General features: G+C 66.6%; 22 protein-coding genes and 1 other RNA gene. 11 read left to right on the forward strand and 12 right to left on the reverse strand.

All coding sequences use genetic code 11. The features are described from left to right. Positions 1 to 122: 122 nt before the first annotated feature. Positions 123 to 455, reverse strand: coding sequence for a thioredoxin TrxA (trxA, locus tag Cte04_RS15955; RefSeq protein WP_066480396.1), 333 nt, complete (start codon positions 453 to 455; stop codon positions 123 to 125). 287 nt (positions 456 to 742) lie between these two features. Between trxA and Cte04_RS15960 the strand changes: the two genes are divergently transcribed. Then, on the forward strand, positions 743 to 2,002 hold the full coding sequence (locus Cte04_RS15960) for a TIGR03862 family flavoprotein (protein WP_066480401.1): 1,260 nt from the start codon (positions 743 to 745) through the stop codon (positions 2,000 to 2,002). Positions 2,003 to 2,059: 57 nt separating this feature from the next. Here Cte04_RS15960 and Cte04_RS15965 read toward each other — a convergent pair whose 3' ends face one another. Together Cte04_RS15965 and ffs are read right to left on the reverse strand one after the other, a co-directional pair. After that, positions 2,060 to 2,530 (reverse strand): GNAT family N-acetyltransferase, encoded by a 471-nt coding sequence (locus Cte04_RS15965; RefSeq protein ID WP_066480403.1) that lies wholly within the window; start codon positions 2,528 to 2,530, stop codon positions 2,060 to 2,062. Positions 2,531 to 2,726: 196 nt separating this feature from the next. Next, an RNA gene (gene ffs / locus Cte04_RS15970) (signal recognition particle sRNA small type) lies at positions 2,727 to 2,823 on the reverse strand. 115 nt (positions 2,824 to 2,938) lie between these two features. Between ffs and dnaX the strand changes: the two genes are divergently transcribed. The 3 genes from dnaX (at position 2,939) to recR (ending at position 6,252) form a co-directional block, all read left to right on the forward strand. Beyond that, complete coding sequence (dnaX, locus tag Cte04_RS15975; RefSeq protein ID WP_066480405.1) at positions 2,939 to 5,068, forward strand: DNA polymerase III subunit gamma/tau; 2,130 nt, start codon at positions 2,939 to 2,941, stop codon at positions 5,066 to 5,068. 39 nt (positions 5,069 to 5,107) lie between these two features. After that, complete coding sequence (locus Cte04_RS15980; protein WP_066480407.1) at positions 5,108 to 5,440, forward strand: YbaB/EbfC family nucleoid-associated protein; 333 nt, start codon at positions 5,108 to 5,110, stop codon at positions 5,438 to 5,440. A 221-nt stretch (positions 5,441 to 5,661) separates the two neighbouring features. After that, positions 5,662 to 6,252, forward strand: a complete 591-nt coding sequence (gene recR, locus Cte04_RS15985; RefSeq protein ID WP_066480557.1) for a recombination mediator RecR — start codon at positions 5,662 to 5,664, stop codon at positions 6,250 to 6,252. A gap of 182 nt (positions 6,253 to 6,434) precedes the next feature. On the opposite strand, the gene Cte04_RS15990 is transcribed toward recR, so the two are convergent. Both Cte04_RS15990 and gloB read right to left on the reverse strand, forming a co-directional pair. Next, the gene (locus Cte04_RS15990; RefSeq protein WP_066480408.1) at positions 6,435 to 7,958 is read right to left on the reverse strand and encodes a transglycosylase SLT domain-containing protein; all 1,524 of its coding nucleotides are present in this window, start codon (positions 7,956 to 7,958) and stop codon (positions 6,435 to 6,437) included. Further along, positions 7,958 to 8,731: a hydroxyacylglutathione hydrolase gene (gene gloB, locus Cte04_RS15995; protein ID WP_066480409.1), complete on the reverse strand. Its 774-nt coding sequence runs from the start codon at positions 8,729 to 8,731 to the stop codon at positions 7,958 to 7,960. The genes Cte04_RS15990 and gloB overlap by 1 nt, the downstream gene beginning before the upstream one ends. 19 nt (positions 8,732 to 8,750) lie before the next feature. Here gloB and Cte04_RS16000 point away from each other — a divergent pair, with 19 nt between their 5' ends. Beyond that, entirely contained in the window at positions 8,751 to 9,545 is a 795-nt protein-coding gene (locus tag Cte04_RS16000) for a class I SAM-dependent methyltransferase (RefSeq protein WP_066480410.1), read from the forward strand. A gap of 66 nt (positions 9,546 to 9,611) precedes the next feature. Beyond that, complete coding sequence (gene rnhA, locus Cte04_RS16005) at positions 9,612 to 10,061, forward strand: ribonuclease HI (RefSeq protein ID WP_066480413.1); 450 nt, start codon at positions 9,612 to 9,614, stop codon at positions 10,059 to 10,061. Positions 10,062 to 10,208: 147 nt separating this feature from the next. On the opposite strand, the gene Cte04_RS16010 is transcribed toward rnhA, so the two are convergent. From Cte04_RS16010 to Cte04_RS16035, 6 genes are all read right to left on the reverse strand, one after another. Beyond that, positions 10,209 to 10,538 (reverse strand): thioredoxin family protein, encoded by a 330-nt coding sequence (locus Cte04_RS16010; protein ID WP_066480417.1) that lies wholly within the window; start codon positions 10,536 to 10,538, stop codon positions 10,209 to 10,211. A gap of 50 nt (positions 10,539 to 10,588) precedes the next feature. Further along, positions 10,589 to 11,968: a molybdopterin molybdotransferase MoeA gene (moeA, locus tag Cte04_RS16015; protein WP_066480419.1), complete on the reverse strand. Its 1,380-nt coding sequence runs from the start codon at positions 11,966 to 11,968 to the stop codon at positions 10,589 to 10,591. A 166-nt stretch (positions 11,969 to 12,134) separates the two neighbouring features. Beyond that, a complete protein-coding gene (gene mobA, locus Cte04_RS16020; protein WP_066480421.1) occupies positions 12,135 to 12,836 on the reverse strand; it encodes a molybdenum cofactor guanylyltransferase MobA in 702 nt (233 codons plus the stop codon). A 27-nt stretch (positions 12,837 to 12,863) separates the two neighbouring features. Next, the gene (gene moaA, locus Cte04_RS16025; protein WP_066480425.1) at positions 12,864 to 14,000 is read right to left on the reverse strand and encodes a GTP 3',8-cyclase MoaA; all 1,137 of its coding nucleotides are present in this window, start codon (positions 13,998 to 14,000) and stop codon (positions 12,864 to 12,866) included. 81 nt (positions 14,001 to 14,081) lie between these two features. Then, complete coding sequence (locus tag Cte04_RS16030; RefSeq protein ID WP_066480561.1) at positions 14,082 to 14,678, reverse strand: DUF2889 domain-containing protein; 597 nt, start codon at positions 14,676 to 14,678, stop codon at positions 14,082 to 14,084. Between the two features lie 273 nt (positions 14,679 to 14,951). Beyond that, complete coding sequence (locus tag Cte04_RS16035; RefSeq protein ID WP_174522940.1) at positions 14,952 to 15,755, reverse strand: Crp/Fnr family transcriptional regulator; 804 nt, start codon at positions 15,753 to 15,755, stop codon at positions 14,952 to 14,954. Positions 15,756 to 15,844: 89 nt separating this feature from the next. Here Cte04_RS16035 and Cte04_RS16040 point away from each other — a divergent pair, with 89 nt between their 5' ends. From Cte04_RS16040 to Cte04_RS16055, 4 genes are all read left to right on the forward strand, one after another. Next, positions 15,845 to 16,369 carry an Mpo1 family 2-hydroxy fatty acid dioxygenase gene (locus Cte04_RS16040; RefSeq protein ID WP_066480427.1) on the forward strand — a complete coding sequence of 175 codons (525 nt, stop codon included), beginning with the start codon at positions 15,845 to 15,847 and terminating at the stop codon, positions 16,367 to 16,369. A 189-nt stretch (positions 16,370 to 16,558) separates the two neighbouring features. Continuing rightward, entirely contained in the window at positions 16,559 to 17,086 is a 528-nt protein-coding gene (gene ppa / locus Cte04_RS16045; RefSeq protein ID WP_066480429.1) for an inorganic diphosphatase, read from the forward strand. A gap of 208 nt (positions 17,087 to 17,294) precedes the next feature. Beyond that, on the forward strand, positions 17,295 to 19,073 hold the full coding sequence (locus Cte04_RS16050) for a methyl-accepting chemotaxis protein (RefSeq protein ID WP_083526704.1): 1,779 nt from the start codon (positions 17,295 to 17,297) through the stop codon (positions 19,071 to 19,073). Between the two features lie 310 nt (positions 19,074 to 19,383). Further along, positions 19,384 to 21,159 carry a methyl-accepting chemotaxis protein gene (locus Cte04_RS16055; protein ID WP_083526705.1) on the forward strand — a complete coding sequence of 592 codons (1,776 nt, stop codon included), beginning with the start codon at positions 19,384 to 19,386 and terminating at the stop codon, positions 21,157 to 21,159. Between the two features lie 77 nt (positions 21,160 to 21,236). On the opposite strand, the gene Cte04_RS16060 is transcribed toward Cte04_RS16055, so the two are convergent. Beyond that, on the reverse strand, positions 21,237 to 23,243 hold the full coding sequence (locus Cte04_RS16060) for a peptidase U32 family protein (RefSeq protein WP_066480433.1): 2,007 nt from the start codon (positions 23,241 to 23,243) through the stop codon (positions 21,237 to 21,239). Positions 23,244 to 23,617: 374 nt separating this feature from the next. On the opposite strand from Cte04_RS16060, the gene Cte04_RS16065 reads away from it, so the two are divergent. After that, positions 23,618 to 24,832, forward strand: coding sequence for a branched-chain amino acid ABC transporter substrate-binding protein (locus Cte04_RS16065; RefSeq protein ID WP_066480434.1), 1,215 nt, complete (start codon positions 23,618 to 23,620; stop codon positions 24,830 to 24,832). The last annotated feature ends 13 nt before the right edge of the window (positions 24,833 to 24,845 follow it).

The following is a 24,845-nucleotide window of genomic DNA, read 5'->3' on the forward strand; positions in this document are numbered from 1 at the left end:
CAAGCATTTTTGCGAGATTTTGTGCTCCCGCAAGGGTTGCGCAGACCTGGATGCGGCCTTGTAGGCCTGGAGAAAGAGGAAATGGAATCGGCCAGGACGCGCGCCTGGCCGATGGGAGCAACTCAGGCCAGATGCTGGTCCAGGAAGGCCGACAGCTGGGTTTTGTTCAGCGCGCCCACCTTGGTGGCAGCCAGCTGGCCGTCCTTGAACAGCATCAGCGTGGGAATGCCGCGGATGCCGAACTTGGCGGGGATCTCGCGGTTCTCGTCCACGTTCATCTTGGCGATCTGCAGCTTGTCCTTGTAGGTGCCTGCGGCTTCGTCCAGGATGGGGGCAATCATCTTGCAGGGGCCGCACCACTCGGCCCAGTAGTCCACGAGAACCGTGGTGCCGGGTTGCAGTACGTCGGATTCAAAGCTTGCATCGGTGATGTGCTTGATCAATTCGCTGGCCATTTTGAGTCCTGGTTTTCTCGGTCGAAAGAAAGCGGCGAGAAGCTCGCCGGATGACTTCATTGTGACAGAAACTCATCTCCAGGCCTTGAGTGTGGCCGGTTGTTTGCTGCTATGGCGCCCATAGCGAATGCCATGCGGACGCCGCCGCCTTCGGCGCCATGAGCACTTGCATTCCCCAAGTCCGCATGGCGGTGCAGCCCGGTGGGCGGTGGTATTCTGCGCAGCCTTGCTGAAGAGGGGGGCTCGGCCTGCCCTGAACAGCGCAATGCATGCAATACAGGTGGGTTATGGAGTTGGATGGGGCTGCGGCTGGGTCGTTGTTGGCGTGTGATGTCGCGGTCGTCGGTGCCGGGCCTGCGGGATTGATGGCGGCCGAGCGCCTGGCGCAAACCGGGCTGTCGGTGCGCGTGTTCGAGGCCAAGCCGTCGGCGGCGCGCAAGTTCCTGATGGCCGGCAAGGGAGGGCTGAACCTCACGCACTCCGAAGCCTTCGAGGCCTTCGTCGGCCGGTACGGCCAGCGCAGCGCCGACCTGCAGCCCTGGCTGGAGCGCTGGGGGGCGCAGCAACTGTGCGACTGGGTGCGGGGCCTGGGTTTCGATACCTTTGTGGGCACGTCCGGCCGGGTCTTCCCGTCGGACATGAAAGCCGCGCCGCTGCTGCGTGCCTGGCTGCTACGCCTGAAGGCGCTGGGCGTGCATTTCCATATGCGCCATCGCTGGCTGGGCTGGTCGGCCGACGGCCTGCCCTTGCTGCGCAGCGAGACCGGCGAGGTGCGGGTCCGGTGCCGGGCCCTAGTGCTGGCGACCGGAGGCGGCAGCTGGGCCCGGCTGGGCTCCGATGGCGCCTGGGTGGGCTTGCTGCAGGGCAGGGGGGTGGATGTCGCACCCTTGCAGGCGGCCAACTGCGGCTTCGATGTGCGCGGCGGCTGGAGCCCCGTGTTTGTGCAGCGCTTTGCCGGCCAGCCCTTCAAGTCGGTAGCCCTGCGGTTTGTGGACGATAGGGGGCAGGAGTTCTTCCGCCAGGGCGAGTTCGTGGCAACGCAAACCGGTGTGGAAGGCAGCCTCATCTACGCGGTCTCATCCTTGCTGCGCGACTGCATCGCGCGCCAGGGACAGGCCCGCGTCGAGCTGGATCTGCTGCCCCAATGGAGCGCCGAGCGTGTGTGCGCAGAGGTGCTGCGCCCCAGGGGCTCGCGCAGCCTCAGCAGCCATCTCAAGGGGCGCCTGGGCATCGACGGCATCAAGGCCGGCCTGCTCTATGAAGTGCTGGGCAGGCAGGGAATGGATGACGCCGAGCGACTGGCTGCCGGCATCAAGGCCCTGCCGGTGACCGTGGTGGCGCCTCGGCCCATGGACGAGGCCATCAGCACGGCCGGCGGTGTGCGCCTGGAGGCGCTGGATGCGCGCGGCATGTGCAAGGCCCTGCCCGGCGTATTCTGCGCGGGCGAAATGCTGGACTGGGAGGCGCCCACAGGCGGCTACCTGCTCACGGCCTGCCTGTCTTCGGGCGTGCATGTGGCGGCGGGCGTTGCCGAATATCTCGAATAGCCGAAGGGCGGCCCGCCGCATTCAGGAAGCTTGCCTGCAGGTCGGGCAATGCTCGGATCAGAGCTTCTTGGTCATCTGCACGGTGGTGAAGCCGCTATGCCATTCCTCGTCGGGATAAAAGCCTGTTTCGGCATACCCGTGGCGCAGATAGAAGCTGCGTGCCGCATGGTTGAAGGTGTCCGTCTCCAGCCGCACCTGCGCATGGCCGGCCGCTGCGATGGCGGCCTCGGCCTGCAGCAGCAGCTTGCTGCCGATGCCGTGCCGCTGATGGTCCGGAGAGACATGCAGGGCATCGATGAAATCCTTGTCCCAGTCGATCAGGCCCGCGACTTCCTCGCCTGATTCGGCGACGTACATGGCGCAGAGGCGCTCGTCCACATAGCGCCGGGTATGGCCCGAGCGCTCGAATCGGGCGATGGCATCTGGCGTCAGCTCGGGCTTCCATGTGGCCTCATAGGTCTGACGCAGAATGCGCAGGACGGCATCGGTGTCGCCAGGCGTTGCCCGGCGGATGAAGGGCGTGGTCATTGTCTGGTCTTGGCAAGGAGCGGGCCGGTCCTGCTCTGCAGGTGCCGATGTCACCCGTGGGGAATGCCGCTTGCTCTGGCCTGCCGCCTCCAGAGGCTCCTGGTTGAAGCGGCAAGTGCAGCGAAGCTGTGCGCAAGAGGCTGGGAAGTTCTTGCGAGGACTCAGGTTCCCGAGCTGCAAGAATCTTTGAAATGAGGTTGACGAGCCTTACCCTCGGCACTGGTTTCACAGTTAGGGCTGCTTGGTTCCCCACCTGACCCGGTTGGCCGCTTCCCCATGCGAGGAGGCCCGTCAGTGCCGATTATAAAGGCAATCCGAGGGCCGCCCCGGCGACCGGCGGCGTGAAAGTTGGGGAACTGGCGCATCCACCGGCAGGGACATGGGCCCGGCCTCGTAGAATCGGCGTCTATGTCTTATTTAGTGCTCGCTCGCAAATACCGGCCCCGAACCTTCTCCGAAATGGTGGGGCAGGAGCACGTCGTGCAGGCCCTGACCAATGCGCTCACGCAGCAGCGCCTGCACCATGCCTACCTGTTCACGGGAACGCGCGGCGTGGGCAAGACCACGGTGTCGCGCATCCTGGCCAAGTCGCTCAATTGCCAGGGCGCCGATGGCAATGGCGGAATCACTGCCACGCCTTGCGGGATCTGCGCAGCCTGCACTGAAATCGATAGCGGACGGTTTCCGGACTACACCGAACTCGACGCGGCCTCCAACCGTGGCGTGGACGAGGTGCAGAGCCTGCTGGAGCAGGCGGTGTACAAGCCGGTGCAGGGGCGCTTCAAGGTCTTCATGATCGACGAAGTGCACATGCTCACGAACACGGCATTCAACGCCATGCTCAAGACGCTGGAAGAGCCGCCCGAATACCTGAAGTTCGTGCTGGCCACGACGGATCCGCAGAAGGTACCGGTTACCGTGCTTTCGCGTTGCCTGCAGTTCAACCTGCGGCCCATGGCGCCCGAGACCGTGCTCGAGCACCTGACCCAGGTGCTGGCCAGGGAAAACGTGCCTGCCGAGTCCCAGGCGCTGCGCCTGCTGTCGCGCGCCGCGCGCGGCTCCATGCGCGATGCGCTGAGCCTGACCGACCAGGCGATTGCGTTCGGCAGCGGCCAGCTGCAGGAAGCTGCGGTGCGCCAGATGCTGGGCAGCGTGGACCGCAGCCATGTGTTCAGGCTGATCGATGCGCTGGCGGGCGGCGACGGCCGCACGGTGGTGGAGACCGCGGAGCAGCTGCGCCACAACGGCCTGTCGGCCGCCTCCACCCTGGAGGAAATGTGTGCGGTTCTGCAGCGCATGGCCGTGCTGCAGGCCGTGCCCGGCATGGCGCCGGATGCCAGCGATCCGGAAGCCGCCGAGGTGGCGCGCCTGGCGCAGCGGATGCCGCGCGACGAGACGCAGCTGCTCTACAGCATCTGCCTGCATGGCCGCACCGAGCTGGGCCTCGCACCCGACGAATATGCAGCGCTGACCATGGCGCTGCTGCGGCTGCTGGCCTTCAAGCCGCAGGACTTCGTGCCTTCCGTGCAGCCTTCCGACGACCAAGCCGCCGCCGACGGCACGGCTGAAAAAAAAACTCCGCAGCTGAGTAGGCCTGCCGAGGCCGAGCCGGTATCTGCGCCGGCGTCCACGGCTGCTCCTGCAATGGCGCCCGTGGCTGTGCCTCCCGTGTCCGCGATCAGGTCGGCGGCGTCCGCTGCGGCGGCCACACCCCAGCCGCCGGTGGCTGAAATCCGCATTGCATCGGTTCAACCCGAAGCGGTGTCTGCAAAGGCTGCTGTGCCTGCCGCCCAACCGGAGCCTGTGGCGGAGGTCGTGGTTTCGCTGGCAGAGCCCGAGCAGCATGCGGAGCTGGATAAGCCCGAGGCAGCGCCGGCATCGGCTTGCGATGTGGAGCAGCCAGAGGCACAAGCCGAAGACTCGGCTGCAGAGGCGCCCGAAGAGTCCGAAGAGCCGGGCCCTGGCGATGGCGCCTGGGCGGGCATGCCCGACGAGGCCTGGGCCGACGAGGGGCGCTGGAGCGATGACGCCGATGTGGATGTGGGCCTGCCCGCGGATGCCCAGCCTTTGCCAATGCATGCCGATGCGCAAGAGCCGGCCGCGCCGGCCTCCGCGCAGCCCGTGCCCCAGGTGGAGCGCACGGAACTCGGCGATGTCTGGCAGGCCGTGGTGCAGCAGCTGGACGAGGCGCAGGCCATCGTGGCGCTGGGCCGTCAGCTGGCGCTGCAGTCCCAGCTCGTGGCCCGCGACGGCGATCTGTGGACGCTGCGCGTGGAGACCAATTCGCTCAACCAGGCCGGTGCCCGCGAGCGCCTGCGCGCCGCGCTGGAGGCAGCCGGCCATGCGCGACAATTGCAGGTGGAGCAAGGTGCCGTGACCGATACGCCGGCGCGTCGCCAGGCGGTCATCGCCCACATGCGCCAGCGCATTGCCGAAGAGATCGTGACAAGCAATACCCTGGTGCAGAAGCTGGTGCGCGAACATGGCGCGAAGATCGTGCCGGGCAGCATCAAGCCTGTATCCATCCAGCCTGAATAAGGCGTTTCGTTTTTCCCCCTGAAAGAAGAAGGAATTCACATGTTCAACAAAGGACAACTCGCCGGTTTGATGAAGCAAGCCCAGGCCATGCAGGACAACCTCAAGAAGGCGCAGGAAGAGCTGGGCAACATCGAGGTCGAGGGCGAGTCCGGCGCGGGCCTGGTCAAGGTCGTGATGACCTGCAAGCACGATGTCAAGCGCATCACCATCGACCCCAGCCTGCTGGCCGAGGACAAGGACATGCTGGAGGATCTGGTGGCCGCCGCCTTCAACGCCGCCGTGCGCAAGGCCGAGGAAACCTCCAATGAGAAGATGAGCAAGATCACCGCCGGCATGCCTGGCCTGCCCGGCGGCATGAAGTTCCCCTTTTAACGGCGGCCAGCACAAGCCTTGATACTTCGTTGCGTGACCTTGCCGCACCTTTGGTGCTGTCTGCGGTCACGCGCCTCGTCTCCAGCGCGAATCTGCGATTCGCTGGCTTGTGTCGACCGCTTTGAGTGCGGGGTGGACATCAGCGCCGCACGGCAAAGTAGACAGGCGATCTGCGCAGTGGCAGATCGCTTTTTTTCTGGTGAGTGAGAAAGGACAAGCCCGTGTCGGACGTGCAATCTCTGGATGCCTTGATCGAAGCATTGCGCCGCCTGCCGGGCGTGGGCATCAAGTCGGCGCAGCGCATGGCTTTCCATCTGCTGCAGCGCGACCAGGGCGGGGCGCTGCAGCTGGCCCGGGCGCTGGAGTCGGCCGTGCAGTCGGTGCACCACTGCGAGCGCTGCCACACCTTTACCGAAGGCCGTATCTGCTCCATCTGCGAGGATGCGGGCCGCGACGCGGCGCGGCTTTGCGTGGTGGAGGCGCCGGCCGATCTGGCCGCGATGGAGCGCACCGGTGCCTACCAGGGCTATTACTACGTGCTGATGGGACGCCTGTCGCCGCTGGACGGCGTGGGGCCCAAGGAGATCGGCATGAAGCAGCTGCTCGAACGCGCCTGCGACGGACGTGTGCAGGAGGTGATTCTCGCGACCAGCTTCACGGCCGAGGGTGAGGCCACGGCCCATGCTATTCAAGAGGCGCTGAAGGCGCGCGGCATCCTGGTCACGCGGCTGGCGCGCGGCGTGCCGATCGGCAGCGAGCTGGAATATGTGGACCTGGGCACGATTGCCCACGCGCTGGTGGACAGACGCTGAAGCCTTTGCATTTTGATAGCTGCTAGCGCTGGTGTAGCCAGGTTTTTGCAGGGATATGTTTGTAAAACGCAGGCAGCTATAGCGGTAGATGCTATGGAGTTTGAATGAAAAAGGCCCGCGCCATGGCATGGCGCGGGCCTTTTTTTGCTTCGCTTTCTCTCCGCCGGCACGCCGGCAAAGGCTTAGCGGCGCTTGACCTTGGAGGGCTGGCCGCCGCGCGGCGCCGGTGCGTTCTTGCCGCCGCGCGGTTGCGGCTGCGCGGCGGCCTTGGCGGGCGCACGGGCCACGGCTCGGCCGCCCCGGGCGGCATGCGCCGCCGGTGCGGAGGCGCGAGCCACGCCGGTGCGCACGGGCAGGTAGGCGACCAGGGACTGCCCGGCCTTGAGCGTGGCCGTGGATTTCAGGTCGTTCCAGTCGGCCAGGTTGGAGACACTCACGCCGTAGCGGCTGGCCACGCTCACCAGCGTGTCGTGGCGGCGGGCCTTGACCGTGGTGCGGCGGGTGACGATCTCTGGAGCGAAGGAGATCTGGCCGTTGTCGGCCACATGGCCGGCCACATCGGCCCGCACATTGGCGCCGCGCGGCACCATCAGCGCCGAGCCGGCCTTGATCAGCATGCGCGGCGGGATGTTGTTGATGGCGCGCAGATCGGCCTCGCCCAGGCCCACGCGCTGGGCAGCCTCGGCCACGCTGATGGTCGAAGGCACGGTCCACACGGTCCAGCTGGCGAACTGGCCGTCGTTGTAGGCCTGCAGGTTGCGGCGGAAGATCTTGGCGTTGTCCCAGGGCAGCAGGATCTGCGGCGTGCCGGCCGCGAAGATCACCGGCTTGTGGAAACCGGGATTGAGGGCCTTGAAGTCCTTGACGCTCACGTCGGCCAGCTTGGCCACCAGCTCCACGTCGATGTCATGGGTGATGCTCACCGCCTGGAAGTAGGGGTGGTTCTCGATCACCGGCAGCTCGGTGTTGAAGTTCTCGGGGTGGGCCACGATGTTCTTCACGGCCTGCAGCTTGGGCACGTACATGCGGGTTTCGGCCGGCATCTGCAGGTCGGTATAGCCGGTGGGCAGGCCCAGCTTCTCGTTGCGCTTGATGGCCCGGCCCACGCTGCCCTCGCCCCAGTTGTAGGCGGCCAGGGCCAGGTGCCAGTCGCCGAACATGTCGTAGAGCTTTTGCAGATAGTCCAGGGCCGCGCGCGTGGAGGCCAGCACATCGCGGCGGTCGTCGCGGAAGGCGTTCTGCTTGAGCTCGAAGTAGTTGCCCGTGGCCGGCATGAACTGCCACATGCCGGCGGCCTTGGCGCTGGAGACGGCCTGCGGGTTGAACGCGCTTTCGATGAAGGGCAGCAGGGCCAGTTCGGTAGGCATGCCGCGGCGTTCGAGTTCCTCCACGATGTGGAAGAGGTATTTGCTCGAGCGTTCCGTCATGCGCTGGATGTAGTCGGGCCGGGCCGCATACCACTGCTCGCGGTCGCGCACCAGGTCCTGGTCCAGGTCGGGCATGGCAAAGCCGCGGCGTATGCGTACCCACAGGTCGCCCGTGGCTTCCAGCGAAGCGACTTCGGAGCTGCTGATCTTGCCGCGGCTCAGGGGGGTCAGGGGACCGTCGGGGTACTTGGCATCGAGATTGCCGGAGGTGTTGCTGGTGGAGGCGCAACCTGCAAGCACGAGCAGGGATGCCAGCAACAGGGAATGTAGAAATTTCATCAAAAAACGTTTTTCCATTGGCGCAAGGCGGCCAGCACGCTGGCCGGGCTTTGCGTTTGTACCTGAGGGTCGAAGCGGGCCGCCGCGGCAATCACCTGCGCCTGCCGGGTGCGCAGAAAGGGATTGATCTCGCGCTCGGTCTGCATGGTGGAGGGCAATGTCGGCCGACCGGCCTGTCTCAGCGCCTGGCAGTGCTCCAGGTACTGAGCAAGCTGGGCGTTGTTTGGTTCAACCGCCTGCGCAAATCGCAGGTTAGAAAGTGTGTATTCATGCGCACAGCACACTTGCGTGTCGCCGGGCAGCGCGGCCAGTGCGGCCAGCGAATCCTGCATCTGCGCGGGCGTGCCCTCGAACAGCCGCCCGCAGCCGCCCGAGAACAGGGTGTCGCCGCAGAACAGCACGGGCTGCGCCAGCGCGTGGGTGCTGTAATAGGCGATATGGCCGCTGGTGTGGCCCGGCACGTCAATCACCTGCCAGGGGCCGCCCAGCAGCCGGACCTCGTCGCCGCCCTGCACGCGCTGCACGGGTTCGGGCAGCTGCTCATGGGCCGGCCCCCAGACCGGAGCCCGGCAGGCCTGGCGCAGAGCCGCCACGCCGCCGGTGTGATCGGCATGGTGGTGGGTGACTAAAATGCCCTGCAGTTCAAGACCCCGCTGGCGCAGCACCTGCAGCACAGGTTCTGCGTCGCCAGGATCGACAACCACGGCTTGGCGCCCGTCATGGAGCAGCCAGATGTAGTTGTCGGAAAATGCGGGAATGGGCAATAGGTTCATGGGCTGCAAAATTATAGGGATGCATCACTGGACGGATTCTGCCCTGGGGCACTATCTCCTGGAGTGGGAGCAGCAACGCTGCGACGAGGCGGTGGCCGATATTTTCGGCTACCACAGCGTGCAGCTGGGCCTGCCCATGCTACAGGGACTGCGTGCCAACCGCATGCCGCACCGCTGGCTGGCACTGGACAACTGCGCCGATCTGGAAGCCGCGCCATCCGCGGCCGCGGGCTCCGCGGCGCCACCGGCCGGGCCGGCCCAGGAGTTCTCGCCCGTGCCGGCCGCTCTGGTGGCCGATGCCCGGGCCCTGCCTTTTTCCGAGGCCAGCCTCGACCTGGTGCTGATGCCGCATACGCTGGAGACTTCGCCCGACCCCCACGCCGCGCTGCGCGAAGCCGCGCGCGTGCTGGTGCCCGAAGGGCGGCTGGTGGTCTGCGGCCTCAATCCGGCCAGCCTGCTGGGCCTGCAGCGCCGCGCCGAGCGCGGCACGGCCTATCTGCCCGACCTGAGCTGGGGCATTGGCTACTGGCGGCTGCGCGACTGGCTGCGGCTGCTGGACTTCGAGATCGAAGCCGTGCAATTTGGCTGTTATCGTCCTGCCACGCAAAGCGCGCAGTGGCTGGGCCGCTGGGAGTTCATGGACCGGGTGGGGCGCCGCTGCTGGCCGGTGCTGGGCGGCGCATACTGCGTGGTTGCCGTCAAGCGCGTGCAGGGCATGCGCCTGATCGAAAGCAGCGCCTGGCGCAGCCGGCCCGTGCCTGGCGCCGTGCCGGTGGCCGGCCGTGTGGCGCCCCAGGCGAAAAACCAGGCGTGAACGGCGTAGCCGCCCCGCATGGAGGCGCGGCAGCCTCCATGGCGCAAGTTCTTACAAGGAAGCAAATTGAATCAAGTCGTGATCTATACCGATGGTGCCTGCAAGGGCAATCCCGGCCCGGGAGGCTGGGGCGCGGTATTGCGGGCCGGTACGGCCGAGAAGGAATTGTTCGGCGGGGAGCTGGGCACCACGAACAACCGCATGGAGCTGATGGCCGTCATCCAGGCGCTCGCGGCCCTCAAGCGTCCTTGCGACGTGGTGCTGTACCTGGACAGCCAGTACGTGCGCAAGGGCATTACCGAATGGATCCACGGCTGGAAGGCCAAGGGCTGGGTCACGGCTTCGAAGGAGCCGGTCAAGAACGTGGAGTTGTGGCAAAAGCTCGATGCCCTGGTGCAGGGCAGCGGCCACCGCATTGATTGGCGCTGGGTCAAGGGCCATGCGGGCGACCCCGGCAACGAGCGCGCCGACGCCCTGGCCAACAAGGGCGTGGAGATGGCCCTGGGCCGGCTTTAGTCCTTGCCGACTGCGGAAGATGATGGGTTTGGCAGTCAGCCCTGAAATTGGCAGACCCTGGCGCGGGGGCGCCGAGCAAGGGCCTATGCCGGCCGCGCCGCCCCGCAGCGATGGTGCCGTCCCTCTTGGGGGATGGCTCGAAGCGCCTCAGGGGGTGTTGATTTTTTCCAGAGCCTGCGCAATCTCCTGCCCGGCCTGCGGGCGCACCAGGCGGGCCACTTCCTGGCCGTCGCGCAGAAAGACCAGCGTGGGCCAGAGCTTGACGCGGTAGCTGCGGCCCAGCGGACGGCCCGGTCCGTCCTCCACCTTGATGTGCTCCACGCCGGGGTGCGCAGCCAGGGCCGCCTCGATCAGCGGCTGGGCGCGCTGGCAATGGCCGCACCAGGGCGTGCCGAACTCCAGCAGGCTGGCGCCGCGCAACGCATCCACGGCGGTGCGTTCGGGTTCGGCGGCCAGATGTCGGGCTTGAAAAGGCATTTTCGACTCCTAAAGAATGGGCGCTGGCGGCAACTGTGGCGGCCGGCGGGTCAGATCAATCCATCGAGCAGCAGCACGGACACCATTTCGCCGGGCTGCACATCGGCCTGCGCGTCATCCAGCACGATGATGGCGTTGGCCGAAACCATGGAGCTGAGCACGCCCGAGCCCTGAGGGCCCGTGGTGCGCACCGTGGTGCGGCCGTCGGCGCCCCGTTCCACGATGCCGCGCTGGTACTCGGTGCGGCCCGGGCGCTTGGCCAGCGGCTCGGCCGCGGCCACCTGCAGGGGCACGGGCGCCGCTTCGCTGCTGCCCATGAGCTGCAGCAGGGCCGGGCGCACGAACATCAGAAAGCTCACCATGGCGGCCACGGGGTTGCCGGGCAGGCCCAGCAGCACGGCCGGATGGCTGGTGACCAGGGACTTGCTCTGTTTTGCAGAGCTGCCAGCGCCCGCCGGCAAAGCGCTGGAGGCATTTTTCTCGGTCAGCAATGCAGGCGTGCGGGGCTGGAGCAGGCCCACGGCCAGCGGCCGGCCCGGCCGCATGGCAATGCGCCAGAACTGCACGGGCCCCAGGCGCTGCAGCATGGCGCGCGTATGGTCGGCCTCGCCGGCGCTGATGCCGCCGCTGGTCAGGATCACATCGGCCAGCGCCGAGGCCTCGCGCAGCCGTTCTTCGAGCGCTGCGGGCTCGTCGGCCACCACGCCAAGGTCCAGCACATGGGCGCCCATGCGGCGCAGCAGGCCCTGCAGGCTGAAGCGGTTGCTGTCGTAGATGGCGCCTTCGCGCGGGCTTGCACCCGGGGCCAGGATTTCATCGCCCGTGGAGAAATAGGCCACGCGCAGGCGGCGGCGCACATTCACCTGCACCAGCCCCAGGCTGGCCAGCAGACCCAGCGCAGCCGGCGTCAGGCGCTGGCCGCGCGCCAGGGCCACGGCGCCCTGGCGCAGGTCCTCGCCGCACAGCCGGCGGTTGTCGCCGGCCTGCAGGCGGGCGGCCGCAAAGCGGATATGTTCATCGTCCACGATCCGGACCTGTTCGTGCGGCACCACGGTGTCCAGCCCCTCGGGCATGACGGCGCCGGTCATGATCTTGATGCAGTCGCCGGCCTGCAGGCGGCCCTGCCAGGGCCTGCCCGCCAGGGCCGTGCCGACCACGCGCAGCTGCAGCTCCTGCGCGCAGGGTGGCCGTGCCAGCAGCGCGCCATCGAAGGCATAGCCGTCCATGGCGCTGTTGTCGTGCGGCGGGACGTTGACGGGGCACAGCACGTCCTGGGCAAGAATGCGGTCCAGCGCGTCCAGCAGCGGCAGGGTTTCGGTTCCGGTCACCGGGCCCAGCGTCTGGAGCATGGAAGACAGCTGTTGCAGCACCTGCCCGGTCGTCAGGGTCTGGGCATTGGGCTGGGCGGCGGGCTGAAAAGGTGCATTCATGGCAAAACAGGAATCAGGTCGACAGCTGCGCAAACCGCATGCAGGCCGGCCGCCGGCTTGTGGCGCGGCCGCCGTGCATGTTGCAGCGCAAGCTCGGCAGACGCCTCGTTGCGGCAATCCGCGTTCCTGAAGGAATGCGGATGCGGGGCCGAGGCAGGAAAGCCCTTCAGTCTAGCAACGGACGCAGCGGTTCCTGGCCGCAAGGCCGCACATGGCGCTCCAGATCATGCAGCTCGTCCAGCGTATTGGCGTTGGCGAATACATGGCGCTCGCCCGCCCGGTCAAAGCGTGCGGCCACACAGCGGTGACCTGCCGTCCAGGCATCGATCTTGCGGCCACCGTCCCGCACAAAGGCCTGCAGGCTGCTCCTGAGCGCAGCGCGCAGCAGGCAGAACACGGGCTGGGCACGCATTTCGGCAACGGCATCGGGCGGGGCGGACGGCGAGATTTCCCGGCCATGGGCCACCACGATGTCCGCCTCGCCCCGGGCTGCTTCCACGGCCTGGGCCATGCGCGCCACAAGATCCGGGGGGAACAGCGGCGTGTCGCAGGGCACGCAGGCCAGCCAGTCGGTGCGGCAGTGCGTCAGCCCGCTCAGAAAGCCCGCCAGGGGCCCGGGGTAGCCCGGCTCTTCATCGGGCCAGACGGCCGCGCTCCAAGGGGCGCCGAGTTCGGCATAGCGGTCGGCATGGCGGTTGGCATTGATCAGTAGGCCGCCCACCTGGGGTGCGAGGCGCTCCAGTGCATGGACCACCAGCGGCCGGCCCTGGAAAAGCTGCAGGCCCTTGTCCACTCCGCCCATGCGCGCGCCGCGGCCGCCGGCCAGCACGCAGCCGGTGATGTCCTGGGGCGATGGCAGGGCGGGCATGGAGAAAAAGAGGGCGCCAGGCGAGGCTCAGCCGCCGATATAGCTCATCTCGATGCGCCGCGCCGAAGGCGCATGGCTGGGCGGCAGCTCGCTGCGCAGCTGGGAATAGCGGTCGTCGCGCTGCTGCCAGATGGGGGCGATGGCTGCGGCAATCTCCTCGTCGCTGGCGCCGTTGCGCAGTAGGCTGCGCAGGTCCCAGCCCTGGGTGGCGAACAGGCACAGATAGAGCTGGCCTTCCGTGGACAGGCGCGCACGGTTGCAGTCGCCGCAGAATGCGTGGGTCACGCTGCTGATGACGCCGATCTCGCCCAGCGAAGGGTCGTGCCGGCCCAGCGCATCGGCATAGCCCCAGCGCACCGCGGTCTCGCCGCGCGCCGTGGCCTCCAGCGGCACCAGCGGCAGCTGCGTGCGCAGGCGTGCGATGAGTTCGTCGGACGGCAGCACCTCGTCCATGCGCCAGCCGTTGGTCGCTCCCACGTCCATGTATTCGATGAAGCGCAGCGCAATGCCCGTGCCCTGGAAATAGCGGGCCATGGGCAGGATCTGGTCGTCGTTGGTGCCGCGCTTGACCACCATGTTGACCTTGAGGTTGTCCAGCCCTGCGGCCTGGGCCGCCTCGATGCCGGCCAGAACCTGGGAGACGGGAAAGTCCACGTCGTTCATGCGGCGGAACACCGCATCGTCCAGGCCGTCGAGGCTGACCGTCACGCGGTTCAGGCCCGCGTCCTTGAGCGCGCGTGCCTTGCGGGCCAGCAGCGAGGCATTGGTGGTCAGCGTCAGGTCCAGCGGCTGGCCGTCGGGCGTGCGCAGCTGGGCCAGCTGCTCCACCAGGCGCTCCACATGCTTGCGCAGCAGCGGCTCGCCGCCGGTCAGGCGGATCTTGCGCACGCCGTGCGCGACGAACAGGCGCGCCAGGCGCGTGATCTCTTCGAAGCTCAGCAGCGAGCTGTGCGGCAGGTACTGGTAGTTCTTGTCGAAGACTTCCTTGGGCATGCAGTAGTTGCAGCGGAAGTTGCAGCGGTCGGTGACGCTGATGCGCAAGTCGTGCAAGGGACGCCCCCACCGGTCCTGCAGCAGGCCCGTGGGTGCCTGCAGGAGGGAAGGGACGACCGCCGCACGCGAGGCGGCGCGCTCGTCGACCAGAGGAATCACACGTTCTGCCATGTTTCCGATTGTGCCCCAATGCCTTTGTCCGGGCAGGCGGCAGGTTGGAGCCGAGGCACCGGATCCTGGCGCTCTAAGCCCTCATTCCGTGCCGGCCGGCTGCGCGGAGCGGGCTTCGGCGGGACGGGGCTGGCGCTGCAGCGGCTGCCAGCCGGCGAACTGCGGGTAGTAGCGTGCCACGCCCGGGCCGTTGAAGTCCCAGCCCAGGCATTGGCCCAGGTGGCGGGGCGGCTCGCTGCGGTCGGAGGGCTGAAAGGCGCCATGCACGGACTGGAAGGCGGCCGTGGCCATGTTGAACAGCAGCTCGCGCATGTGCGTGCAGCCGGCCACGCTGCCGAGGTTTTCGTTGATGGCCTTGCGCCAGCCGCGCGCCATGCAGCAGCCCACCATCTTCTGCATGGACAGCGTGGCCTGCGGGCAGTGCTCCAGGGGATGGCTGTCCATTACCGCCTCGATGGCATGGACCACCAGCTTGGCATCCACGGTGGCGCGTATCCACATGTGGTGGATAGGCGTGTGCGCGGGCACCTTGCGCCCGCCATGCAGCTCGATGTCGTGGGTCTTCTGGTCGACGAGCTCGCCTTCTATGTCCCACAGCCCGTCTTCTCGTGCATAGCTGCGGTAGCGCACATCGCGCATGTGCTGGGGCGTGCGGTTGGGGATGGGGGTCAGGGGCATGGGGTATCCGTTGTCGTTTGATGTCTTGCAGCGCGCCCCGGAAAAGCGCAGGGCGTACAAAGGCGCTGGGCGGCGAAAGCATGTACGGGCGCGCGCCAGGAAACACTGCAGATTGGAATTGTCAAAGCCCGCAGCGGCCTGTCCAGCACTTTTTTGACAGGTGAAGCCATGGCGCGCGGTGGTGCGGCCTGCTGTCGGAGCCGCCAATTATCCCGGGCTTTTGATCCTGGGCTTTGGGCCAGCGCAGGCTTGCAGCCGGGCAGGCCGCAGCCGTCAAGACGACTTGCGCGGCGTGGCAATGCCAGGCAGGCCCTGGTGCGCGGCGGTGCGCAGGCCGGCCAGGTCCAGCACTTCCAGCTTGCTGCGCCGCAGCTGAAGCCAGCCGGCCTGCTGCAGCTCCTGCAGGATCTGGTTGGTGGTCTGGCGCGACAGGCCCAGCATGCGGGCCAGTTGCTCCTGCGAGACCGCGAGTTCCCGGCGCGAGCACTGGCCTTCGGTCCACTGGTCGTAGCTTTGCGCCATCTGCACGAGCCGGTGGGCCAGGCGCTGGGGGGCGGGCAACACGGTCTGCTCTTCCAGTGCGATCAGGCTGGCGCGCAGCTTGTCGGTCAGCAGCAGGGCCAGATGCTGCCAGTACTGCGGGTGCTCGGCCAGCCAATCGCGCAGCGGCTGGTGGGGAACATGCAGCAGCAGGCAGGCGGTGCTGGCATAGGCGTCATGGGTGCGGGCCGCCTCGTCGAACAGTGCGATCTCGCCCAGCCACATGGGCGCTTCCACCAGGGCCAGCAGGGCGGTGCGGGTCTGCTCGCCCAATGCTGCGGTGCCGGAAATCGTCAGCGCTCCGCGCGCCACGGCATAGAGCCCGCAGGGCGGGTCACCGCGGCGAAACAGCCACTGGCCGGCCGCCAGATGGAGCGGGCGGGCCAGCGCGCGCAACTGCCCGGCCAGCTCCGGCGGCAAGCCCTGGAACCATCGACCGGTCTGCACAATGGCCCAGGGGTCGGTTTTCACGGAAGCACGGCTCTGGCGCGGCGCCGAGGGCAATCCCGCGCCGCCGGCCAGGGCCGTTGACTGCATGTTGTGAAGCTGTTGTGTCGGTTGCATGACAGACGCAGCATTGCAGGCTGCACCACCATGGTCAGACAAGCCTTCCTGGAGACAAAAGCATGAAAACCCTAGTCGACCAATTGGCGCAGTACGCCAGCTACCACCGCGATCCGCGCAACATCCTCACGCATTACGTGGGCGTGCCCATGATCATGCTGGCCGTGGTCATCCTGCTGTCGCGCGTGCAGCTGGCGGATCGGGCCGTGGCCGGCATTCCCTGCTCTTTGGCCCTGCTCGCGGCGCTGGCCGCCACGGCCTATTACTGCCTGCTGGACTGGCGCTATGGACTGGCCATGGCGCTGGTGCAGCTGGCCATGCTGGCATTGGCGGCTCCGATTGCGGCACAGGCTGCCCCGGCCTGGCTGGGTTGGGGGCTGGGCCTGTTTGCCGTGGGCTGGGTGATCCAGTTCATAGGCCACTACTACGAAGGGCGCAAGCCGGCCTTCTTCGACGATGTGCTGGGTCTGGTGATAGGCCCGCTCTTCGTGCTGGCCGAGCTGGGCTTTGCGCTGGGCCTGCGCAAGCCGGTGCAGGAGCAGATCGAGCAGCGCAGCGGCCCCGTGCGGCGCCGGCAGCTTGCCTGAGATATCGGTTTGATAGCTGAGAACGCAGGATCAGAAAGCGTTTTAAGCGTTTTTGCTGCGGTTTTTCTGAAGGCGAGGGAATGAAAGAGCCGGCGCCACCGGACGCCTCTTGGCGGCTGTAATGCCGGCGTTAGGGTCCTGCGCCTAAAATCGCGGACTGGTTTTTCCATTTATCTCATTCCTACCATCATGGCTCTCGACAAAGTTACCCCTGGCAAGAACGCTCCCGAAACCTTCAACGTCGTGATCGAGATCTCGGCCAATGCAGCTCCCGTGAAGTACGAAGTGGACAAGGAGTCCGGCTGCGTGTTCGTGGACCGTTTCCTGGGCACAGCCATGCATTACCCGGTGAACTACGGCTATGTGCCCCAGACGCTGTCGGGCGACGGCGACCCGGTGGATGTGCTGGTCATGACGCCCTTCCCCCTGCCCAGCGGCGTGGTCGTGCCTTGCCGTGCCATCGGCATCCTGGAGATGGAAGACGAATCCGGCGTGGACGGCAAGGTGCTGGCCGTGCCCACCCAGAAGCTGCTGCCGGCCTACGACAAGATCAACACGCTGGACGACATCCATGAGCTGACGCTCAAGCAGATCGCCCACTTCTTCGAGCACTACAAGGATCTGGAAAAGGGCAAGTGGGTCACGGTGCTGGGCTGGAAGGGCGTGGAAGAGGCCAAGAAGGAAGTGGTCGACGGCATCGCCAACTACAAAGGCTGATCGGCGTCAGTCACAACTCTTTCACCGCTGTCGCGTGGCTACGCATGCGACAGGCAGGCGATACAATTTGAAACGCACTTTGCCGCGGCAGGGTGCGTTTTTTTGTGCTCGAAAAAAGCCTCAATGACCGGCATGTCCATGCCGATGATGGAGCTGACAGCCACAGTGCGGCATATGCGTTAAACGCGGCAAGCGAGGAGGAGACAGCATGGAATGGAAGATTTCGAACTGGCGCATAGGCAGCAGGCTGGGCATCAGCTTTCTGGTCATCGTGCTGCTCTCGGCCCTGCTGGGTTTTGTGGCCTGGATGCAGCTGACGCGCATCCAGCACACGGCTGAGACGCTGGCGGAGGTGACGCTGCCCAGCATCTACAACACCGCGTCCATGCGTTCGGAATACAACCGCCTGCGCCGGCACGAGGCCGGCATTGCCTCGGCCCGGGCGCTGGTGGAGATCGAAGGCTACGAAAAGCAGATCCAGGAGCGCCTGAAGACCATTGCCGAGCAGGAAAAGACCGTGGAGCGGCTGATTGCCGGCGAGGCCCTGCAGGCCGCCTATGCGGACTACCAGCGCTACAAGGCCGAGTTCTTCAAGCTGCACAGCCAGCTGCTGGCGCGTGCGCGCGACGGCAACTACAACACCGTGGAGGACCAGGCGGCCATGGCCGACGAGCTGGGCCTGTTCTTTGCGGGCGAATCCGAAAGCGCCTTCAGCCGCCTGGCCGAAAGCACGGGCAAGCTGGTGAACGCGCAGCTGGCGGCCGCGGACCGCGTGGAGCAGGACGGCAAGTCGGCCTATGCCGGAGCGCATTACTGGATCGGCGGCACGCTGATCCTGGTGATTGCAATGGCCGCCGTGGTCGGAATCGCCATGACCCGGGCCGTCACGGTGCCCATTGCACAGGCGGTGCAGGTCGCGCAGGACGTGGCGGCAGGCCAGCTGCAAAAGCCCATCCGCAACCAGCGGCGGGACGAGACCGGCCTGCTGCTCAATGCGCTCGAGGACATGCGGCGCCAGCTCTCGTCCGTGGTGCAGGAAGTGCGGACCAATGCGCAGGGCGTGGCCCTGGCTTCGCGGGAAATCGCCCAGGGCAATGCCGACCTTTCGGCACGTACCGAAAGCCAGGCCAGCGCGCTGGAGCAGACGGCAGCCTCCATGGAGCAGCTGGGCTCCACCGTGCGCCTGAACGCCGACAACGCCCAGACGGCCAACCAGATGGCCCGCAACGCTTCCGAGGTGGCCGCACGCGGCGGCGATGTGGTGGCGCAGGTCGTGGACACCATGAAGGGCATCAACCACAGCAGCCGCCAGATTGCCGACATCATCGGCGTGATCGACTCGATCGCCTTCCAGACCAACATCCTGGCGCTGAATGCGGCCGTCGAAGCGGCCCGCGCCGGCGAGCAGGGGCGCGGCTTTGCCGTGGTGGCTGCCGAGGTGCGTACCCTGGCCCAGCGCAGCGCCGAGGCGGCCAAGGAGATCAAGGGCCTGATCACCACCAGCGTGGAACGCGTGGACCAGGGCACCGGGCTGGTGGACAAGGCGGGCGAGACCATGGCCGAGATCGTCAGCGCCATCGGCCGGGTGACGGACATCATGGGCGAGATCAGCGCCGCCAGCAGCGAGCAGAGCCAGGGCGTGGCCCAGGTGGGCGAAGCCGTGGCCCAGATGGACCAGGCCACCCAGCAGAATGCGGCCCTGGTGGAGGAAAGCGCCGCAGCGGCCGATGCGCTGCAGCGCCAGGCACAGGCCATGGTGGCTTCGGTGGCTGTCTTCGTGGTGGAGGGGTCCACGCCGGCGCAGGCCTTCTCGCGTCAGCCACCGCTGGAGCAGACCTCCCGGGCCGCGGCCGTGCCCGCAAAGGCCGGCCATGTGGCTGCTTCAAAGCCCGTATCCCCGCCCGCCCTGGCCGGCGGCAAGAGCCGCTCGGCGCCCGAGCCGGTGAAGGTGGCCGCGCAGGAAAGCAGCGACTGGGAGCAGTTCTGAGCCGCAAACGGCAAACCGCCTCCAGCCTGGCACGCACAGGCGACCCTTCCGAAGCAAGCCCTCGCGGCTTGCTTTTCTTTTTTCCGCTTGTCCCGGGCGTATCAGGGCTTTCCAGAGGCTCTGCTGCCAGACGGCTTTTCCTTCGAAATGCCTGGTTAACATGGTCTTTTGTTCGCTTCCAATTTCTCTACAGGAATACGCGGCGCAGCCGAAATCCCTGGCAAGACGGGGCCGGCGCCGGAACTGAAGCCATCCATTGCCGGCACCCTGTCAAGCAAACCAGCACCGGATAAAACTTGGGAGTGACTCAATGAAAGACATGAAGATATCGACCCGCATCGCGGGCACGTTCGGGGTACTGGTCTTGCTGCTGCTTTCCGTGGTGGCGCTTGCCGTGTTCCAGCTCAAAACCATGCGGGAAAGTTCCGAAACCATTACGGACAACGCATTGCCCAGCGTGGAAATCATCAACATCATCAATGCGGAGCTGCTGCGTGTCCGCCTGGCGGAATTGCGGCATGTGTACAACACCGATGCCGCCTATCTGGCGGATATGGAGAAGCAGTACGACCAGTTGCAGGTGCGTCTGGCTGAAGAAAAGCGCGTCTATGAGCCATTGATCTCCTCGGAAGCCGAACGCCAGCTCTACAACCAGTTTCTGCAAGAGCGCGAAAACTATGTGGCAATCAACAAGAAGCTGTTCGAGCTTTCGCGTGCCGGGGAAAAGGAAAAGGCGCTCGCCCTGCTCAACGGGGAATCGCTCAAGTTGTTCAATGACTCGTCCAGCACGCTGGTCAAGCTCATCAAGCTCAACAGCGATGTGGCCAAGGAGGAAACCCGCAGCTCCGAGCAGGTCTATGTCCGTGCGCTGTGGGTCGAGTCGGTTGCCGCCGCGCTGGCGGTTGCCCTGGCCGTCATTGCCGCTGTCTGGCTGGTTCGCGGCATCCGCGGGCCCCTGGCCCAGGCGGTTCGGGCAGCCGACCATGTGGCCGATGGCGATCTGAGCAGCGAGATCCATGTGCAGCGCCGTGACGAGACCGGCCAGCTGCTGCTGGCGCTGGAGCGCATGCGCTCCAGCCTGGTGCAGACGGTACGCACCGTGCGCCAGAATGCGGAAGGCGTGGCTTCGGCCAGCGCCCAGATCGCCTCGGGCAATGCCGATCTGTCCAGCCGCACGGAAGAGCAGGCCAGCGCCTTGGAGGAGACCGCGGCCTCCATGGAGGAACTCGGCTCCACCGTGCGCCAGAACGCCGACAACGCGCGCGCGGCCAACCAGCTTGCGGTGAATGCCTCCCAGGTGGCCGAGCAGGGTGGTGCCGTCGTGGCCCAGGTGGTGGACACCATGAAGGGCATCAACCACAGCAGCCATCAGATTGCCGACATCATCAACGTCATTGACTCCATCGCCTTCCAGACCAACATCCTGGCCCTGAATGCCGCCGTCGAAGCGGCCCGCGCCGGCGAGCAGGGGCGCGGCTTTGCCGTGGTGGCCGGCGAGGTGCGCACCCTGGCCCAGCGCAGCGCCGAGGCGGCCAAGGAGATCAAGCGGCTGATCACCACCAGCGTGGAACGCGTGGAGCAGGGCACGCAGCTGGTGGACAAGGCCGGCGCCACCATGGGCGAGATTGTTTCGGCCATCCGCCGGGTGACGGACATCATGGGCGAGATCAGCGCCGCCAGCAGCGAGCAGAGCCAGGGCGTGGCCCAGGTGGGCGAAGCCGTGACCCAGATGGACCAGACCACCCAGCAGAATGCGGCCCTGGTGGAGGAAAGCGCCGCGGCGGCCGGCGCGCTGCGCAAGCAGGCTCAGGATCTGGTCAGTGCGGTGGTGGTCTTCAAGCTGCCCGCCGGTGCGGTGCAGGAGACGGGGCCCTCAGCTGCGGTGCGCAGGTCCATGCCGGCACCAGTGCCTGCGGGAGGGCGCACGCCCAAGCCTGCCTCCATGGGCGGCGGCTCTGCGGTGCCTGCACCGCGCAAGGCGGACAAGCCTGCGGCGCCGGCCAAGGCGCCTGCGCTGGGCAATGCCCCGACCAAGGCGGCCGGCGGCAGCACACGTGCTCAGGAAGACGACTGGGAGACTTTCTGAACGGTTTCCAACGCAGGCCACGTAGGGCTAATAAAAAAGCGCTGCCTTGCAGCGCTTTTCTCATGGGCCGGCCGTGGTCAGGCCTTGACGCCCGGCACGGGCCGCGTGCGGTAGAACTGCATCGGGAATTCCTGCATCTCCTTGAGGTGCTGGTTCATCACCGACTTCTTCATCTTGCCCACCACGTGCATCTCGCAGGGCTTGCAGTCGAAGCGCAGCGTGAGCTTTTCCTTGCCGTTGATCAGCTGCAGCGGCTCGGCCTTGATCGTGCCCTTGACGCCGATCACGCCCTTGGCCTGCTTGGGGCACAGGCTCATCGAGAAGCGCACGCAGTGCTTGGTGATCATCAGCGAGACTTCGCCTTCCTCTTCCTTGCTCTCGTAGGCGGCGTCGATCACCTTCACGCCGTGCTTCACGTAGAAGTCGTGCGCCTTGTGGTTGAACACATTGGCCAGGTAGGTCAGCGTGTCCTCCGGGAAGGGGACCGGCGGCTCCACGGGTTGGGCGCGCGGCAGGCGCACGAACCCCTTGGCGCGCGCCTCTTCGAGCGCGGCCACGGCATCGCGGCGCAGCTGGTTCAGCGCCGAGGCGGGCACGAACCAGGGCTGCGACAGTTGCAGGCTGATGTCGTTGACGGCAAACACCGTGGCACCGAAACGGCCCAGCTGCTCGCGCAGCGAGGCCTCGGCCTTGGTGGCGTCGGTGGCCGCTTGGTGCGGCAGGGCGATAGCGGCGCTGCCGGTGAAGCCGTCCTCGTCGGTCAGCGTCAGCGCAAAGCCGTCTGCCGTTTCCTTCAGTTCGGCCCACAGGCCGATGCGGCGGTCGCTGGATTTCTTCTCCAGCGTGCGCACCCAGTCCATGTCGCGGTTGCGGTTGATCTCCAGGCCCTTGCGCAGGTCCTTGAACTCGGCGACCTCGTTCTTGGGGAAGACGCGCCAGATACCCTTTCTGGCATTCACGCTTTCGGCGCGGTTGATGTGCACGCCTACCAGTTCCTTTTGCAGATCGTAGTAGCACAGGCCGTCGCCGTTGTGCAGCACGGCGGCCTTGTCGCCCACTTCGAGCTCGAACCACTTGTCGCCGACCTGCGTCACCCAGCCGATGGCGCGGCCCGGTGTCTTGGGCGTGTCGAAGGCGCCGATGTCGTCCTTGCGGCCGTTGACGAAGTAGTCGGTGAACTCGCGGTTGAAGTTCTGGTCCGGATCGGGCTCGAAGGTGAAGCTGGTACGGCCCGACGACGAGCGCGCCAGCGGCGCGTCCGAGAACTCGCGCTCCTCGATGATCTCGTCCAGCAGCTTGCGGTAGTGGGCCGTGATGTTCTTCACATAGCCCATGTCCTTGTAGCGGCCCTCGATCTTGAAGCTGCGCACGCCGGCATCGATCAGCGCGCGCAGGTTGTCGCTCTGGTTGTTGTCCTTCATCGACAGCACGTGCTTTTCGTGCGCGATGATGCGGCCGCTGGCGTCCGTCACCTCGTAGGGCAGGCGGCAGGCCTGGTTGCAGTCGCCGCGGTTGGCGCTGCGGCCGGTGTGGGCGTGGCTGATGAAGCACTGGCCCGAATAGGCCACGCACAGCGCGCCATGCACGAAGAACTCGATGGTGGTGCGCGCCGGGTCGGTGGCTGCGCGGATGGCGGCGATCTGGCGCAGGTCCAGCTCGCGTGCGATCACGATCTGCGACAGGCCCGCGTCCTGCAGGAAGCGCGCCTTCTCGGGCGTGCGGATGTCGGTCTGCGTGCTGGCATGCAGCTGGATCGGCGGAAGGTCCAGCTCCAGCAGGCCCATGTCCTGGATGATGAGCGCATCGGCCCCGGCCTCGTAGACCTGCCAGGCCATCTTGCGGGCATCCTCCAGCTCGTCGTCGCGCAGGATGGTGTTGAGCGTGATGAAGATGCGGCTGCCGAAGCGGTGGGCATGCTGGATCAGGCGCTCCAGCTCGCGGATGTCGTTGCCCGCCGTGGCGCGCGCACCAAAGGCCGGGCCGCCGATATAGACGGCGTCGGCGCCATGGTTGACGGCTTCAATGCCGATATCGGCGTCGCGGGCCGGAGAGAGCAGTTCGAGCTGGTGGGGCAGGAGGGACATAGGGGTGCAATTATCGCCGGGCCGTGAATTGGCTGCCTGCGCCGGGATATGGCATGGTGTATCGCGCGGCGGCAGGGCTGCCGCAGGGGAGTGGATGCAAAGGGTCGCAAAATGCCTACCTGGCGCATCGCCATGGCTGACGGCGCAGCCTTTCAACTGCCGTCACAATGCGCAGGGCCGGCCGCGCCGTCCCAGGTGCGGGTAGCGCCCGGCCTTTGCCCCTGCGCTGCGGCGCCATCGTGCCGGCGCCGCTAGGCGTCGCGCCTGCACCCGCATGCGAGCCGTTTGCCGCGCGGCCGCCGTTGTTGCGGTCCAGCCCGCATGGGCAGGAGGGCGCGGCTTGCATCCATTGAAACCACTGCTAAGGAGTAGGCATGTCATTTGCGCTTTCCCCCCATTTCCTGCGTCGTCTTGCACTGCCGGGCGCCTGCCTGGCGCTTGCGCTGGCAGCCGGGGCAGGGGCGCAGGCCGCCGCACCAGAGGAAGGCCCGGGCGGCAGGAGCGGCCCGGACGCTCCGCTGGTGGTGCGCATTGCCCATGGCGGGCCGCTGTCGGGGCCGATCGCGCATCTGGGCAAGGACGAGGAAAACGGCGTGCGCATGGCCATCGAGGAACTCAATGCCCGCAACCTGAAGATCGGCGGCTATCCCGTGCAATGGCGGCTGGAGGCCGGGGACGACGCCGGCGATCCGGGCCGTGCGGCCTCGCTGGCGCGCATGTTCTGCGACAAGAAGGTGGCCGGCGTGGTCGGCCATCTGCAGTCGGGCACCACGCTGCCTGCGGCCAGGATCTACAACGAGTGCGGCATTCCCAACATCACGCCGGCGGCCAGCAATCCGGCCATCACGCAGGCCGGCTATGACGACACCTTCCGTCTCGTCGCCAGCGACGGGGCCATGGTCGATGCGCTGCTCGACCATGCGGTCAAGACGCTGGGCGTGCGGCGCGTGGCCATCATCGACGACCGCACTGCCTACGGCCAGGGCATCGTCAAGCTGTTCGAGGATGCGGCGCGCGAGCGCGACGTGCAGATCGTGGACAAGCAGTACACCAGCGATAAGGCCACGCAGTTCTCCTCGCTTCTCACCGCCATCAAGAGCCACAACCCCGATGCGATCTTCTTCGGCGGGCTGGATGCCCAGGCCGGCCCGATACTGCGCCAGATGGCGCAGCTGTCCATGAACAACATCCGTTTTCTCGGCGGCGATGCGCAGTGCACCGAGCGCCTGCCCTCGCTGGCAGACAAGGCGCCCACGCTCAGGAACGTCACCTGCGTGGTCGGCGGCAGCTCGGTGCAGAACATGCCCGGCGGCCCGGCCTGGAAGCAGCGCTACGACAAGCGCTTTCCCGGCCAGTACCAGGTCTTCAGCCCCTATGCGTACGACGCCACCATGGTGCTGGCCCAGGCCATGCTGCAGGCCGACTCCATTCAGCCCGAAGCTTATCTGCCCCGGCTGCGCGGCATCCATTACGAAGGCGTGACGGCCACCATCTCCTTCGACTCCCAGGGCGAGCTGGAAACGCCCGCAGTCACGGTGTATGGCTATGCAACGGGCGAGCGCAAGCAGGTGCACCTGTCCGGCCGCTGACATGGGGACGGTG

The sequence above is a fragment of the Comamonas terrae genome (assembly GCF_001544075.1).
GTDB lineage: Bacteria > Pseudomonadota > Gammaproteobacteria > Burkholderiales > Burkholderiaceae_C > Comamonas > Comamonas terrae.

Bases quoted from the DNA above. Each gene is read 5' to 3' on its own strand.
- trxA (WP_066480396.1), bottom strand. From the start codon at position 455: ATGGCCAGCGAATTGATCAAGCACATCACCGATGCAAGCTTTGAATCC.
- Cte04_RS15960 (WP_066480401.1), top strand. From the start codon at position 743: ATGGAGTTGGATGGGGCTGCGGCTGGGTCGTTGTTGGCGTGTGATGTC.
- Cte04_RS15965 (WP_066480403.1), bottom strand. From the start codon at position 2,530: ATGACCACGCCCTTCATCCGCCGGGCAACGCCTGGCGACACCGATGCC.
- dnaX (WP_066480405.1), top strand. From the start codon at position 2,939: ATGTCTTATTTAGTGCTCGCTCGCAAATACCGGCCCCGAACCTTCTCC.
- Cte04_RS15980 (WP_066480407.1), top strand. From the start codon at position 5,108: ATGTTCAACAAAGGACAACTCGCCGGTTTGATGAAGCAAGCCCAGGCC.
- Cte04_RS15990 (WP_066480408.1), bottom strand. From the start codon at position 7,958: ATGAAATTTCTACATTCCCTGTTGCTGGCATCCCTGCTCGTGCTTGCA.
- gloB (WP_066480409.1), bottom strand. From the start codon at position 8,731: ATGAACCTATTGCCCATTCCCGCATTTTCCGACAACTACATCTGGCTG.
- Cte04_RS16000 (WP_066480410.1), top strand. From the start codon at position 8,751: ATGCATCACTGGACGGATTCTGCCCTGGGGCACTATCTCCTGGAGTGG.
- Cte04_RS16010 (WP_066480417.1), bottom strand. From the start codon at position 10,538: ATGCCTTTTCAAGCCCGACATCTGGCCGCCGAACCCGAACGCACCGCC.
- moeA (WP_066480419.1), bottom strand. From the start codon at position 11,968: ATGAATGCACCTTTTCAGCCCGCCGCCCAGCCCAATGCCCAGACCCTG.
- mobA (WP_066480421.1), bottom strand. From the start codon at position 12,836: ATGCCCGCCCTGCCATCGCCCCAGGACATCACCGGCTGCGTGCTGGCC.
- moaA (WP_066480425.1), bottom strand. From the start codon at position 14,000: ATGGCAGAACGTGTGATTCCTCTGGTCGACGAGCGCGCCGCCTCGCGT.
- Cte04_RS16030 (WP_066480561.1), bottom strand. From the start codon at position 14,678: ATGCCCCTGACCCCCATCCCCAACCGCACGCCCCAGCACATGCGCGAT.
- Cte04_RS16035 (WP_174522940.1), bottom strand. From the start codon at position 15,755: ATGCAGTCAACGGCCCTGGCCGGCGGCGCGGGATTGCCCTCGGCGCCG.
- Cte04_RS16040 (WP_066480427.1), top strand. From the start codon at position 15,845: ATGAAAACCCTAGTCGACCAATTGGCGCAGTACGCCAGCTACCACCGC.
- ppa (WP_066480429.1), top strand. From the start codon at position 16,559: ATGGCTCTCGACAAAGTTACCCCTGGCAAGAACGCTCCCGAAACCTTC.
- Cte04_RS16050 (WP_083526704.1), top strand. From the start codon at position 17,295: ATGGAATGGAAGATTTCGAACTGGCGCATAGGCAGCAGGCTGGGCATC.
- Cte04_RS16055 (WP_083526705.1), top strand. From the start codon at position 19,384: ATGAAAGACATGAAGATATCGACCCGCATCGCGGGCACGTTCGGGGTA.
- Cte04_RS16060 (WP_066480433.1), bottom strand. From the start codon at position 23,243: ATGTCCCTCCTGCCCCACCAGCTCGAACTGCTCTCTCCGGCCCGCGAC.
- Cte04_RS16065 (WP_066480434.1), top strand. From the start codon at position 23,618: ATGTCATTTGCGCTTTCCCCCCATTTCCTGCGTCGTCTTGCACTGCCG.